Annotated in this window: 1 pseudogene; it reads right to left on the bottom strand. The window is 69.7% G+C overall.

The annotated features are described in order from the left end of the window. Positions 1 to 799: pseudogene (locus FVW20_RS17290) on the bottom strand (hypothetical protein); the annotation flags it as partial. Between the last annotated feature and the right edge of the window lie 2 nt (positions 800 to 801).

The raw sequence follows: 801 nt of genomic DNA, 5'->3' as shown, positions 1-801 counted from the left end.
CGCCGCTGGCGGGCAGGGCATTGTCTGCATCCGCAGGCGCGGGGGCGGTCGCGCCGTCGACCGGCCCCGTGTCGTCCGCAGGGGCCGCGGCACCGTTTTTGTCTCCCGTCTTCCCGCGGGCATCTCCGCCGCTGTTCCCGGCACGGCCTCCGCCACGGTCTTCGCCGGTCACCCCGCTGGCCCCCAGATTGAGCGACAGCGCCCAGCATTCCGTGACCTTGGCGATCATTTCCGGGGTGGTCACCGATTCGCGGGTGACCACGTCGTCATAGACCAGCAGGCGAAAATGCTTGCCCGTGGGCTGGCCGTCCACCAGCCCCCACGCCTCCACTGTGGCCTCCTTGGGGTTGCTTCGGCGGCGCACCACGATGCCCTTGTCCAGCGACCACACCGGGGCCTGCCGCCGGGGCGCGGCCCACAGCACTTCCGGGTACAGGCGCTTGAGCCGGTCGTTGTGCTCGAACTCGTGCTTGATCTGGCCAAGGAAGTCCTTGGCCACCGGGCGCGAGTGGGAAAAGATGCCCACCGTGATTTCCGGATCGTTCAGGATGTCGCGCACGGTCTGGCCGAAAGTGATGATGGTGGACTTGTAGTGTTCGCGCGCCCACAGGTCCAGATGGCCGTCGGGAGCGGCCTGCACCTCGCGGCAGCGTTCGAACAGCCAGTCGCGGTCCATGTCGGCCCGGCCCATGAGCCGGGTGAGAAGGTAGAACAGGTCGCGGCGGCCCAGTTCCGCCTGCACGGCGGCCAGGGCGGCAGGGCCGCTCCGGGCGGCGTCCGCGGCAAGGTCGGCGTACAGCG

It is taken from the genome of Nitratidesulfovibrio oxamicus, from assembly GCF_015731765.1.
Taxonomy (GTDB): domain Bacteria; phylum Desulfobacterota; class Desulfovibrionia; order Desulfovibrionales; family Desulfovibrionaceae; genus Cupidesulfovibrio; species Cupidesulfovibrio oxamicus.
This window is presented reverse-complemented; position numbering and strand designations above follow the sequence as displayed.